We start from the raw sequence: 13,900 nt of genomic DNA, 5'->3' as shown, positions 1-13,900 counted from the left end.
AACCTCAAAACCAAACTGACACATTCAAAAAACATAGGAGAAGAGCTATAGAAATTAAACATCTACAAATTAATTTTTGGCAAATAGTAAGGGATTTAGTGTAGGTAAACCTATGAATTTACAATCATATAACGATCAGGACCTGGTAAAGGTATATATTACCGGGAACGAGAATGGATTGCAGGAACTTTTAAGAAGACACAAAAGTAAAATTTATACCTCTATCTACTTATTGGTTAAAGACCAATATCTGGCGGAGGATATTTTTCAGGATGCTTTTATAAAAGTGATCAATACCCTGCGATCAGGAAGATATAACGAAGAAGGTAAGTTTTTACCCTGGGTAATGCGTATTGCGCACAACCTGGTTATCGATTATTTCAGGAAAGAAAAAAGAACACCCATCATCACCAGTTCGGATGGTATGGATGTATTCAATATGCTACACTTTTATGATGAGAGCGCAGAAGACAGAATGCTCCGCGATCAAACCCATAAAGATTTAAAAGCAATGATCCATTTATTGCCAGATGAGCAAAAAGAAGTGCTTTTAATGCGTCATTACGCTGATTTGAGTTTTAAAGAAATTGCCGATTTAACTGATGTAAGCATTAATACAGCACTTGGCCGCATGCGTTATGCATTAAGCAACCTGCGCAAAATGCTCAAGACGAAGGAGATGACTTATAAAGGGTAGCGAAATTGTTACATAAAATATTTTAGGGGTTGAAATAAAGCATCTGAACAATCGTTAAGTTTATAAAACTTATCACATTCAGTTGCTTATGACAAAAACCTCTACATCAAAAAACAATGTAAATTTACCTACACCTAACATGTTTCAGCCTAAAACTGATATTGAATCTGACGCAGAAATCGACTTATTTTATGATCAAATAAAAAGTAAGTTAGATAGACTGGCTACAAATCCTCAAGATGAAACCATCAATAAGATTTTAGCTTACAGCAGAACAAAGTAGTAAATTTTACACGGGCCAAAAAAGCTTGTTTCACAGGGTGGGACAAGCTTTTTTTTTGTGATGGAAAATGGAAGAGGTAAGATGGGCGATGGCTAGGTTGTTCACTTGTTCATTGGCCATTGGTTTATTGGTAGCTGCAATGTTGGTTAATCGGTTAATTGTTCGAATTGGTTACTGTAACTGCAAACTGCTACCGGATTGCTTTATTGTGGGATTGTTAAATTGTTAACCACTAATCGCCAAAACCTAATGAGTCATAATTTATTCCGCACTAGTTTATTGGTAATTGCAATTTGGTTATTGCATATCGTCCATGAACCATCTAACTATCAACCATAAAACAATTCAACAATAAAACAATCTAATAACAATTTATCGCAGGCCCTCATCCATTTTCCATAACCACATCTTCCATCCCCATAAATGTCCTAATTTTTACAATCCCCTAAAGCAAAAAGCCTTAACTTTGCATAGTGTAATTTTAACACTAAGGGCGCTATGAACAAGAACTTACTTCCACTCACTTTAGGCGGTTTAGGCATCGGAATCACTGAATTTGTGATGATGGGTCTATTGCCAGATATTTCGAAAGATTTAGCAGTAACCATCCCCCAGGCCGGTCATTTAATTTCGGCTTATGCATTGGGTGTGGTAATCGGCGCCCCTTTACTGATTATGATTGCAGGTAAATATCCGCCAAAAATGATATTGATTGCCTTAATGATCATGTTCACCGTTTTCAATGCATTTTCGGCCTTTGCCCCTACTTTTAATACCTTATTTATTGCCCGGTTACTTTCAGGCCTGCCCCATGGTGCATTTTTTGGCGTAGGCTCGGTGGTGGCCAGCAGAATAGCCGAAAAAGGAAAAGCTGCCCAGGCCGTATCGTTAATGTTTATGGGTTTAACCATTGCCAATATTGTGGGTGTGCCTTTGGGTACTTTTATCGGGCATAATTTCTCATGGCGTATATCTTTCGCAGTTGTAGTATTTGTTGGCCTGGTTACTTTATTAAGTTTAAAATTATGGTTACCGGCTTTAGATGCCACCAAAAACCGCGATTTAAAAGCAGAATTAGGTTTCTTTAAAAAGAGAGCAGCATGGATCATTATTTTTATGATCTCTATCGGAACAGGCGGTTTATTTACCTGGTACAGTTATATTGCACCACTAATGACAGAAGTTGCAGGCTTTTCGCCAAATGCAGTAACCTATATCTTAATGTTGGCGGGAATAGGCATGTTATGTGGCAATTACATTGGTGGAATACTGGCCGATAAATTTTCGCCAGCCAAAGCATCTGCAGCATTATTACTCACCATGGTAGTTACCCTAACCATTGTGCACTTTGTATCGGCCAGCCAGCCTTTGGCTTTAATTATGACATTTATTACAGGTGCAGTATCCTTTGCATTAGCTGCTCCCATCCAGATGCTGATGATCCAGAGCGCTAAAGGTTCCGAAATGCTGGCGGCATCAGCAAGCCAGGCGAGTTTTAATATTGGCAATGCTCTGGGTGCTTTTTTCGGCGGACTTCCATTAGTGTATGGATTCGATTATACTTCACCGGCTTATGTGGGTGCTGCAATGGCCCTGGTTGGCGCTTTCTTTGCATTCTGGTTAATTAAAAGCAATCAGGGCGTAACCGAAGAAGTTAAAGTGCCGGTTACCTCCTTTCATTAACATTATAATTGAATGAATGAGTGAGTTTCAACATCCATCCATTCACTCACTCAATCAATTATTCAATTATTCAATCATTCAAAATTACACTATAGCCTCGCATAAAAAGCTCGGGCTGCCGTTCCCATCAGGTTTATAATTAAAAGACGGTGCCGTTAATAAAACCCACAGTATAAAATCTATTCATTCAAATCAATATCATTTTACTTTAAGCCGAGTACCAAACCTAAACCAGCAGTGGCAAAAGTTTTCTGCTTATTTACATTTCCATTAATGGATATAGAAACCCCGATATCATCAATAAAACGGAAAACATATCGCACTTCTGCAACAAGTGCAGCAGCATTTTTCTGTATAATTTTATCACGCGTGGTATCGCTATTCGATTGATCGTATTTCTTTAGATCGCTCGTAACTGCGGCACCTGCACCAAATTCGAAACGGCTGTTGGTGTTGATTTTTACCTTTTTGCCGAGCATTAATGCCGCTTCCGAAAAACCAGGCACCTTAGTGTCCTCGCCATTTACATTCACCTCGTAGGTATCCTGCATTACAGAAGAGAACTTGAACTTGATGTAAGAATTAGGCTTGTTATAACCGATAAAACCTGACATTAACGGTTCACGTAATGTTGCCGCGCCAAACTCTATTCCACCGTTTAAAGCGTTAAAGAAATTGTCATAATCGCGCTGTGCTTTAGCTGCATTGCCTAGCAGGGCTAAAACGAAAAATAAAAGAAGCTTTTTCATACTATTTTGAGTTTATTCTTTTAAAATGATAGGCAGATTGGGAAGAATGACCACCCAAAAACACCAATAAGATTCCCCCGAGCGATCAGTTACATGATTCAGAATTAGGCCACCGTCATTCGCCAAACCGATCCTTGTTTTCTCACTCATTACACCTCCCCATAAATATGGAACACCGATAGCTTTTACATAGTGATTACCTAAGTACAGCAATCCTGTTGGTTGTAATTCTGCCGGTAATGTTACACGATCAAGAACCACATTATCTTTTTGAAAAAGAAAGCTAACCTTATTGCTATCGAGCACTTTAACTGTTAGCCGTAAATTGGCAGAAGTATCCAAATCGATCTTCTTTTGACTGATATACCTATGAATATTTTCAATTAAATATTTGCCTTGTGCCACTTTAGCTTCGCCGTCTTTATTATACACCAAATCTGGTTTTAGCTGATAGACGCCTGAGAGTTGCGGTAAATCTTTTTGCAATAAATTGCTTTTGTGGTGGCTTATCATCTTATCCGAAAAAGATGCACAGCCCGAAAAGAAAAAACCAGCTGAAACAGCTAAATCAGATGTTGTTGTTTTTACATTAAACCCCGCGACATAACCGCGAAGTATAATGGGTATAGAGATTTTCGTTTTCATTTTGATGTCCGTTTAAATTCTTAATCAAATCTAAAACTCTAAACATCCATCAATTAACTTTAAAGATTACAAACAGGCATATAATTATCTTTAAAATAAAAAACAGGTAAATTTTTTTTGTTAAAAATTATACTTTAAAATTTAAACCAGTCAAATAATTCTTTTAGTTATTAAAAAACACTATTTTGAATTCAAAAATTAATCTTTATGGATAACCAACAGGCTTTATTTTTTCAGGCAATTAAATCATCGCTTCCCGATTACCAGAACCTGGCACTAAGTGTAGCCGAAGAGTTAGGGATCAGCACCAACGAAGCATATAAAAAAATAAGGGGCGACAGCAACCTCACTTTCCAGCAGATTATCAAATTGTCTGATTGTTTTGATGTACCTTTTTTATATAGTCCAAAGCAATCACTATCGGTTACTTTTAGTTACCTCAGCGTAAACGAAGATTTAGATATGGTAAATTACCTGCGCAATCTTTTAGATAACATTAAGGCAATTAAAAACAGTAAGGAGAAACACATTACCATTACTACTGACGACATTCCTGTATTTCATTTTTTTAAATACCCCGAACTCACCAGTTTTAAATTATTTTTCTGGGCAAACAGCGCCAATAACCTCGAAGTACCTTTTAACTCTTCCTTTCTTTCTGATGAAATTATCGAAATTTCGAAAGCGCTGCATGCCGCTTATTTAGAAATACCCAGTACCGAAATATGGTCGAAAGATACCATAACAGGCACATTAGAACAGATCAGGTATGCATTTGAGGCCGGGCACCTTACCGATACCGGGCTGGCTATTAAAATTGTGGAGCAGGTAAAATACTGCTTAACGGATATGAATATGTATGCCATCAGCAGCAAAAAAACCATCGACCCGGCCCACACATTCAACTGGTACAACTGTGATGTTTTGGGGAGTATTTCCTACTTAGTGGATTTTAAAGACCGCATGAGCTGCTACAACAGATTTAATACTTTTAACTATTTAAGAACCGAAGATCAGGCTTATTGCAGGCAAACCAAACAATGGATGCAGGGCTTGGTTATGAAATCGGTTTCCTTTAGCGGACAGGGAGAAAAACACCGCAATAAATACCTGTATAATGCCTTTGCTGAATGTGATAAGTTATTGAGGGAAATAGAGGTTAGTCATTAGTCTGAAGTCCAGAGTCATGAGCCGATGTAATGAGTCTGGCATCAGTTAACCGATTTAAACAATTAACCGATTAAACTATCAGCCTTGAACCATCAAACTATTCACAAATAAACTAATGGCCAGCCATCACACATTTCCCTCTTCCATTTTCCATCTTTCCCCTATATTTGCCTATGCTAAAAAAAGAACGCTACAAACTTTTTGTAGAACATTTTTCGGCCAAGCAGCCTGATGCAGAAACCGAGTTACATTATAATAACCCCTATCAGCTGCTAGTTGCTGTAATCCTTTCTGCACAGTGTACCGATAAAAGGGTGAACATGGTTACCCCTGCCCTTTTTCAGCGTTTCCCAAATGCAAAAACTTTGGCAGAGGCTACCCCCGATATTGTTTTCGATTACATCCGGAGCATCAGCTACCCTAACAATAAAGCCAAACACCTGGTGGGCATGGCCAATATCCTGCTGAACGAATTTAATGATATAGTGCCTTCTGGTATAGATGATTTGCAGAAAATGCCTGGTGTGGGCCGGAAAACCGCTAATGTAATTGCCTCCGTAATTTATAATGCACCTGCAATGGCGGTTGATACCCATGTGTTCCGCGTAGCCAACCGTTTAGGTTTAACCAATGGAAAAACTCCTTTGGCTGTAGAGAAAGATCTGGTTAAAAACCTTCCCGAACACGATATCCACATTGCGCACCACTGGTTAATTTTGCACGGACGTTATGTTTGTGTGGCCAGAAATCCTAAATGTGATGTTTGCGAAATTACCTACATGTGCAGGTATTTCGAGCGCTTAACCGCACAGAATGAAAGAGATAAATTAAAAGCCTGAAAAATTTATTTTCACTTTACTATTGACATTAGCTAAAAAACATTTACCTTAGCTAAATATATTAGTATTATAAATATTAACATTTGACCATATTAGCCGATAATCAATTATATTTACGCAATCAATGAAAAAAGATATGAGCACTGCAAATCCAGATAAATTAAAAGCTTTACAGCTAACCTTAGATAAACTAGAGAAATCATACGGTAAAGGTACCATCATGAAACTTGGCGATTCTGCTGTCGAACCTATAGATTTTATATCTACAGGATCAATCAGTTTAGACATTGCCTTAGGCATTGGCGGTATTCCGAAAGGCCGTGTTATTGAAATTTACGGACCAGAATCTTCTGGTAAAACAACTTTAGCTACACACATTATTGCCGAAGCACAGAAAAAAGGTGGTATTGCAGCATTTATCGATGCAGAGCATGCTTTCGATCAGTTTTATGCAAAGAAATTAGGTGTAGATACCGATAACCTGCTAATCTCTCAGCCAGATAATGGTGAACAGGCTTTAGAAATTGCTGATAACCTGATCCGTTCTGGCGCTATTGATGTAATTGTGATTGACTCTGTTGCGGCCCTGGTTCCTAAAAGTGAGATTGAAGGCGAAATGGGCGATAGTAAAATGGGTTTACATGCCCGCTTAATGAGTCAGGCACTACGTAAATTAACCGGAACAATTTCAAAAACCGGATGTTGCTGTATTTTCATTAACCAGTTGCGTGATAAAATCGGCGTAATGTTCGGTAACCCTGAAACCACAACCGGTGGTAACGCGTTGAAATTCTATGCATCAGTACGTTTGGACATTCGTCGTATTTCACAGATCAAAGATTCTGACGAAGTTTCTGGTAACCGTGTTAAAGTAAAAATCGTTAAAAACAAAGTGGCTCCGCCTTTCCGTATCGCAGAATTTGATGTGATGTTTGGCGAAGGTATTTCTAAAAACGGTGAGATTGTAGATTTAGGGGTCGACTTTGGAATTATCAAAAAAGCAGGATCATGGTACTCTTACGGAGATACCAAACTCGGACAAGGTAGAGATGCCGTAAAACAATTGTTGAGCGACAATCCAGAACTTGCTGAAGAACTGGAAATCAAAATCAAGACCGAAGTAACCGGCGATAAACTGGCTGAGAAATAAGCCAGAGATTAACTGATTAAAATACATAATCGCCCTGTTAAATTATCTTTAACAGGGCGTTTTACTTAATGGATTTTTTTAAGGAATTTCAACATCTCCCTTAATAAAGATTAGGTTTAATTCTGACTAAAAACAGTATCAAAGTCTTTGGTCACATATACGATTACCAAAAGTGCAGCAATAACCAGTACACCTAAAATAATCACACCCCAGCTTCCTTTAAGTTTGTTTTTATCTTTCCTGATCAGCCAGTAAATAATGGCAATAAGCGGTATTGCACAAACAATCCAGAATATTAACGATGCTCCAGTCATATATAGTTTTTTTTCCGGATTTGGACCCGGATGATTAATCGACAGATTTAACTGCCCGTTTATTTATTATTTCCGCTTTTACTAAAGTTGCAGCGTTATAAGCTGCTTTTTTCCGTGGTCGAAGAGAATACAGAAAAGCATTTTATCAATTTCCTCGCTTCCTTCGTTTTTCCAGTGCAAGCGCCCCCTCGTTATCTTTTTCTATTCAGAAAAGATTGCTTAGTCGGCTGAAAAAGTCCTCTCGCAATGGACGACATAATGAGGACCAATGTACCAATTACTAATGACCAATGTACCAATTAATCAGTTGGCAGTTTCCAGTTAACAATTTAACAATCCTGCAATTAAACAATTGTCATGATAACACAATTAACCGATTTCAACAGCTAACCAATTAACCCATCTATCAAAATTCCATCCTCGCCATCGGCGAAACATCCTGCCCTACAAAATCATTTTTCAGGTATTTCTGGTAACCTGCAATGGCAATCATACCCGCATTATCTGTACAGTATTGAAAGGCGGGAATGTAAATGTTCCAGCCCAACTCATCAGCGGCCTGCTGTAATCCGTTTCTTAAACCAGAGTTTGCCGAAACACCTCCGGCAATGGCCACTTCCTTAATATCAAATTGCTTTGCTGCCTTTTTTAACTTGTTTAACAAAATCTGAACAATGCTATGCTGCACCGACGCGCAAATATCATCTAAATTTTCGGCAATAAAGTTCGGGTTCTCCTTTTCCTGTTTCCTGATAAAATACAGAATGGAAGTTTTAAAACCACTAAAGCTAAAATTCAGGTCGGCGATCTGCGGTTCAGCAAATTTAAAAGCTAAAGGATTTCCCTGCTTTGCATGTTTATCGATCAGCGGTCCGCCCGGATAAGGTAATGCCAGTAGCTTAGCCGTTTTATCAAAAGCTTCTCCTGCGGCATCATCCAGTGTTTCGCCCACAATTTCCATGTCGAAATAATCTTTCACCAGTACAATCTGCGTATGCCCGCCCGAAACGGTGAGGCACAAGAAAGGGAAGTTCGGTTTTGGATCATCAATAAAGTGCGCCAAAATATGCGCATGCATGTGATTGACAGAAATTAAAGGTATATTTAAGGCTAATGCAAAAGATTTCGCAAATGAGACACCAACCAATAATGATCCTAAAAGGCCTGGTCCGCGTGTAAAAGCAACGGCATTAATGTCCTGTTTTGTTACATTGGCATTAATTAAAGCCTGCTGTAAGGCGGGCACAATATTCTGTTGATGTACCCTTGATGCCAATTCAGGGATTACACCACCATAATTTTGATGAATTGTTTGGTTTGCAATAACATTGGCAGTAATTTTGCCGTTGTTACAAATAGCAACGGAAGTATCATCGCAAGAGGACTCGATAGCAAGTATAACAGACAAATTATTAATATTTAAGCTGCAAAATTATTAAAAAACTATTTAAAATACTCCTTTGGGTAATCGCATCAATAATTTTGCTGCTCGCGCTTGTTATTTTTTCTCTGCAATTTAAGCCTGTTCAAACTTACTTTGCTCAGAAAGCGGCTGCATATTTATCAAAAGAGCTCAAAACCACTATATCAATCAAAAGCCTGTATATCAAACCCTTTAAATCTATCGTTTTGGAAGATTTACTGGTGCTTGATTTACAAAAAGACACTTTATTGAGCACACCTCAATTTATGGTCGATATTAATCAATTATCCATTGATAAAAAGATTATCGATATCAATACCGTCCAAATCAATAACGGGCATTTTTTCCTAAAGGATTTCAAAGATAAGTCTTCTAATCTCGATTTCATCATCAACTACTTCGATTCTGGTAAACCTACGGTAAAGAAAAAAAAGAGCAAGCCTTTTGATGTAAAACTTGGCCGCCTGATTTTAAACAAATTTGCTTTCAGGTATAAAAATTTCGCCGCTAAAGATACCACACAGGGCAGCAGTGTAAATTTTGATAATGTAGATGTAAAACAACTGAGCGGGATTTTTGAAGGCCTTGATATGAAAAACCACCTGGTTAAAACCAATATCAAAAACCTAACTTTCAGAGAGCGCAGCGGATTTTATTTAAAAAACCTGACGGCGCAAACTACCATCGATAGCAATGCCATTGAGTTAAAAAACCTCTTGCTGGAAACCAACCAGAGCCGTTTAACCGATTATTACCAGATGAAGTTTAAAAGCTACCGGGATTTTAATCATTACGTGGATAATGTGCGGATGAAAGCCAACTTTAAAGACAGCCACATTACTTCTCGTGATGTTGCCTTCTTTGCACCTGAGCTAAATACGATGAAACTCGATCTGGATGTAGACGGACAGATTACCGGATTGGTGAATAACCTTAAGGCTAAAAAACTCTCGTTAAGAACAGGAAAAGCCACACACATTAAAGGCGATTTTATTTTAAAGGGGCTGCCGAAATGGAGGGAAACTTTTATGGACCTGAACATCGAGATGGCCGGCACCAACAAAACCGATCTTGATGAGGTGCTGATGGGCATTACCAACAGCAAAAAGAAAATGATCCCGGTAATTGTGAACAAGTTTGGTAACATTAACTTTAACGGCAGTTTTACTGGTTTCCAGAACGATTTTATCGCTTATGGCGAATTTAAAACCAAACTTGGTCGCATAGTTTCGGATGTAAACATGAAGCTCGATAAAAACGATGTACCTTCTTATACAGGAAATGTAAAAACCTACGATTTCAACATCGGCAACCTTATTGACGAAAAAAGCCTCGGCCGCATCAGTTCTTCATTATATGTAAAAGGCCGCGGAACGGAGCTAAAAGACCTCACCGAGAAAATTAACGGCGATGTAGATTATATCGACTTTAACAACTACCGCTACCACAATGTGAAAATTGATGGTACTTTTGATAAAAAATATTTCGACGGCAAGCTGAGCATTAACGACCGTAATGTTAAGCTGGTATTTGATGGCGGAGTAAACCTGAACCCCAAATTGCCGGTATTTAATTTTAATGCAACCATTTCTAAAGCAAAGCTGAAAGCTTTAAAACTGTTAAAAGATTCGCTGATGGTTGATGCGAAATTTACCACCAACTTTTCGGGCACTAACCTCAATAACATATCGGGTAAATTACTGATCCAGGAGGTAAGACTCCAGAATCCTAAAGGCATTTACAGTGTAGATTCGGTGCAGTTAACTGCCAATGGTACGGGCGCAACCCGCGTACTTGATATCCGGTCGGACATTTTAGACGCGAACATTAAAGGCGAGTACGATTTAAATTCAATTGTATCTTATTACAAAGCCATCGCCAAAACCTATATTCCTTCATTAAAGGCTGATATCATTAAATATAAAAACCAGATTTTTGAGTTTAACCTGATGGTTAAAAAATTCGAACCGCTGGCGCAGCTCTTTGCCCCGGGTTTAGAACTCGAAGAAGGCGCAACCTTAACGGGCGATTTCGATTCGAGGAACAATAAAGCTACGTTAAACGGTTTTGTGAAGAAACTGAAATATAATGGCATTGTGGTGAACAACATCATCCTTGATGAAAATACCACCACGCAACAGCTGCAGCTGATTGTAACATCCGACCGTGTGCAGATTAACGACAGTTTGTTTATCAAAGATGTAAACATTTCGAATATCCTGCGGAACGATAGTCTGGCCTTCAACGTAAAAATGTCGAATTCTGACGAAGCGAATCAGCTCGATTTGAACGGACTGGTAGAGTTTACCAAAAACCAGGATACCACGGCCAGACTAAGTGTATTGCCTTCTATCTTAAAAATAAACAGTGAAGAATGGCGCATCCAGGAAAAGGTGCGTATTGTGCTGAACAATGGCAAAACGGAAATTACAAATTTCGACCTCACCAATGGAAAACAGCAGTTAACCATTGATGGTTTGATTTCTAATGACCCGAAAGACCTGATTACGCTGGGGCTTAAAGATTTTAACCTCAAAACCCTTAACCCTTTTACCAAAGGATTTGGCGTTAAACTGGGCGGAAATGCCAATGGAAAAACGAATCTCTATGGCATATTGAAAGCACCAAGGGTTACCGACGATTTGAAAGTCGACTCGCTAAACTTTAACGACATCTACATTGGCACGTTAACCGATACCTCATCATACAACAACGAAAGCAAAAAAATAAATGTATTTACCCGCGTGGTGGCAGACGATTCGGAGACTTTTAAACTGACGGGAAACCTCGATCTGCAGGAGAAAGAAATAGACCTTGCAGTGAAAATGAACGAAAGTAAGTTAACTATATTAGAACCGTTTGTTAAAGAGCTGGTATCGAATTTAAAAGGCAATATCTCTGCAGATTTAACCGTAAAAGGAAAGTTTGATAAACCGGAGATTAACGGAAGTTTATCCCTTGATAAGGGCCAGCTGATGGTAAATTACCTGAAAGCCACTTATGTAATTACCGATAAGGTAGAGGTGAACAACAGCATTATTAAGCTTGATAATTTTACCCTGAACGATCTGGAAGGGCACGAAGCAACAGCTACAGGCTCAGTTGATTTAAACAACATTAACTACCCTACCCTGGATGTAACGGTAAATGCAAACAATTTAATGGCCTTAAATACCACCGCAAAAGACAATTCAGTTTATTACGGCCGCGCCTATGGCACAGGAGTATTCAGTTTTAAGGGGCCAACAAATAAGATGAAAATCGATATTAAAGCCAAAACTGAAAAAGGGACGATTTTTAACCTGCCTTTAAACAGTTCTGAAACGATATCGGATAAAGACTTCATCAATTTTGTAAGCCGCGATTCTTCTGTTGTGGTGAAGAAAAAAACAAACTTCGATGGGATAACACTTAGCTTTAAACTAACCATCGATCCAAATACTACAGCCAATATTTATACCACACTGGGTAACCTGAGTGGAAAAGGTAATGCAGAATTAAACCTGAATATTAATAGTTTTGGCGATTTCGAGATGTCGGGTGATTACATTATTGAAACCGGAAGTTTCGATTTTACGGCGCAGGAAGTCATCAACAAGAAATTCGACATCAGGCAGGGCGGAACGATCCGCTGGACAGGTAATCCAACGGCTGCGCAGATTAACTTAAAGGCGGTATATGCTTTAAGGGCAAGTTTAAACGACTTGTATAAAGCGGCCAACCGCGATGCGAGCAGTAATGCCAACCAGAGGGTAAATACCGAAGTAGAAATGGGATTAACAGGTTTACTGTTAAAACCGGATATTAAACTGGATATCAATTTCCCTTCACAGCCTTCTATCAAGGAAGAACTGCAGACTTATTTCAGCGATCAGAACAACCTGAATTTACAGGCTTTCAGTTTAATTATCAGAAGGAGTTTTGCGCCCGGAAATGGTGGAGAATCTATCGGCAACCAGTTGAGCTCTACGGCAACCAGTACAGCAACGGAACTGGTGTTTAACCAGTTTAACAACGTACTCTCTTCGTTAAACTTAAATTTTGTGGATTTAAACGTGCGCTCGTTAAGTGAGGCCAATGCATCGTTCAAGTTCTTTAACGACCGTTTAATTATCAATGCCGGTATTGTAGATAGGAACAGTGTGAACGATTTTACCTTGATCAATTTCGCCGATAACAACGTGGGCAGAGAGGTTGAGGCTTTATTTTTATTAAGGAAAGATGGTAGCTTAACCATTAAAGCAGCCAACAAACCACCAACACAACAGAGTATTTTCTTAAACAGCGGGATCAGTCCGACGGCGAATGTAACTTCGTTTGGCTTGTTGTACACCCAGCAGTTTGATACGTTTAAAGAGTTTATCCAGAAAATTTCTGGTGCCTACCGCCGTAATTTAAAACGGAAACAAAGTGAAGCGCCGGTTAAAACGAATAAATCGCTCAGTAAGGATGCAATTATTAATCAGAGCAAAGGGAAAGAGAGAAGGTAGGCGGTTAGTTCATTAGTCATTAGTTTATTAGTCATCAGTTTACTGGTTCATTAGTTCATAGTGGATTGTTCAATGCCGGGTTGATTGGCAGATTTCTATTGATAGGTCGTCATCTCGACGAAGCAATGCGGAGTGGAGAGATCTTTGAACCTAAACTAAGCTGCGGCACTTTTAAAAGATTTCTTACCGAATCTTCGGGAGTGAAGAATCTTCAACAAAAGAACTACTGCCTTTGTTAATACACAAGCTCATTAAAATGATCACAGCGGAGGGGAAGTGATTATTGGCTGCAGATCCTTCACTCCGTTCAGGATGACAAACTCCATGCCTGGATTAATCGATAGTAGCTAACGAAACAGATTTCTCCACTACGTTGCACTCCGGTCGAAATGACGTAACTGTAGGGATGACCCGCTCAAATAATCGGCTTCGAACTAATCCATATAGATTTCTTCCC

The 13,900-nt window shown here is 38.8% G+C and carries 11 protein-coding genes; 7 read left to right on the top strand and 4 right to left on the bottom strand.

The features are described 5' to 3' along the window. Positions 1 to 112 precede the first annotated feature (112 nt). The 3 genes from ABD769_RS01070 (at position 113) to ABD769_RS01060 (ending at position 2,663) form a co-directional block, all read left to right on the top strand. Positions 113 to 697: an RNA polymerase sigma factor gene (locus ABD769_RS01070; RefSeq protein ID WP_113950442.1), complete on the top strand. Its 585-nt coding sequence runs from the start codon at positions 113 to 115 to the stop codon at positions 695 to 697. Positions 698 to 785: 88 nt separating this feature from the next. Then, on the top strand, positions 786 to 980 hold the full coding sequence (locus ABD769_RS01065) for a hypothetical protein (protein WP_344848548.1): 195 nt from the start codon (positions 786 to 788) through the stop codon (positions 978 to 980). Positions 981 to 1,478: 498 nt separating this feature from the next. After that, positions 1,479 to 2,663 carry an MFS transporter gene (locus tag ABD769_RS01060; RefSeq protein ID WP_344848546.1) on the top strand — a complete coding sequence of 395 codons (1,185 nt, stop codon included), beginning with the start codon at positions 1,479 to 1,481 and terminating at the stop codon, positions 2,661 to 2,663. A gap of 203 nt (positions 2,664 to 2,866) precedes the next feature. Here ABD769_RS01060 and ABD769_RS01055 read toward each other — a convergent pair whose 3' ends face one another. Both ABD769_RS01055 and ABD769_RS01050 read right to left on the bottom strand, forming a co-directional pair. Then, positions 2,867 to 3,412: a hypothetical protein gene (locus tag ABD769_RS01055; RefSeq protein WP_344848543.1), complete on the bottom strand. Its 546-nt coding sequence runs from the start codon at positions 3,410 to 3,412 to the stop codon at positions 2,867 to 2,869. Positions 3,413 to 3,424: 12 nt separating this feature from the next. Further along, the gene (locus ABD769_RS01050; protein ID WP_344848540.1) at positions 3,425 to 4,057 is read right to left on the bottom strand and encodes a hypothetical protein; all 633 of its coding nucleotides are present in this window, start codon (positions 4,055 to 4,057) and stop codon (positions 3,425 to 3,427) included. 207 nt (positions 4,058 to 4,264) lie between these two features. Between ABD769_RS01050 and ABD769_RS01045 the strand changes: the two genes are divergently transcribed. From ABD769_RS01045 to recA, 3 genes are all read left to right on the top strand, one after another. Beyond that, on the top strand, positions 4,265 to 5,227 hold the full coding sequence (locus tag ABD769_RS01045; protein ID WP_344848537.1) for a hypothetical protein: 963 nt from the start codon (positions 4,265 to 4,267) through the stop codon (positions 5,225 to 5,227). A gap of 173 nt (positions 5,228 to 5,400) precedes the next feature. After that, the gene (gene nth, locus ABD769_RS01040) at positions 5,401 to 6,066 is read left to right on the top strand and encodes an endonuclease III (protein ID WP_344848534.1); all 666 of its coding nucleotides are present in this window, start codon (positions 5,401 to 5,403) and stop codon (positions 6,064 to 6,066) included. Positions 6,067 to 6,202: 136 nt separating this feature from the next. After that, a complete protein-coding gene (gene recA, locus ABD769_RS01035; protein ID WP_344848531.1) occupies positions 6,203 to 7,216 on the top strand; it encodes a recombinase RecA in 1,014 nt (337 codons plus the stop codon). A gap of 116 nt (positions 7,217 to 7,332) precedes the next feature. Here the strand turns inward: recA and ABD769_RS01030 are convergent, their stop codons facing one another. Both ABD769_RS01030 and tsaD read right to left on the bottom strand, forming a co-directional pair. After that, positions 7,333 to 7,530, bottom strand: a complete 198-nt coding sequence (locus ABD769_RS01030; protein ID WP_344848528.1) for a hypothetical protein — start codon at positions 7,528 to 7,530, stop codon at positions 7,333 to 7,335. Between the two features lie 406 nt (positions 7,531 to 7,936). Further along, entirely contained in the window at positions 7,937 to 8,938 is a 1,002-nt protein-coding gene (tsaD, locus tag ABD769_RS01025) for a tRNA (adenosine(37)-N6)-threonylcarbamoyltransferase complex transferase subunit TsaD (protein WP_344848527.1), read from the bottom strand. A 221-nt stretch (positions 8,939 to 9,159) separates the two neighbouring features. On the opposite strand from tsaD, the gene ABD769_RS01020 reads away from it, so the two are divergent. Then, the gene (locus tag ABD769_RS01020) at positions 9,160 to 13,443 is read left to right on the top strand and encodes a translocation/assembly module TamB domain-containing protein (RefSeq protein ID WP_344848526.1); all 4,284 of its coding nucleotides are present in this window, start codon (positions 9,160 to 9,162) and stop codon (positions 13,441 to 13,443) included. Positions 13,444 to 13,900: the final 457 nt, after the last annotated feature.

This window comes from Pedobacter jeongneungensis (assembly GCF_039538295.1).
Classification (GTDB): domain Bacteria; phylum Bacteroidota; class Bacteroidia; order Sphingobacteriales; family Sphingobacteriaceae; genus Pedobacter; species Pedobacter jeongneungensis.
Note: the sequence above shows the minus strand (reverse complement) of the source record. Positions and strands in the feature narration are given on the sequence as shown.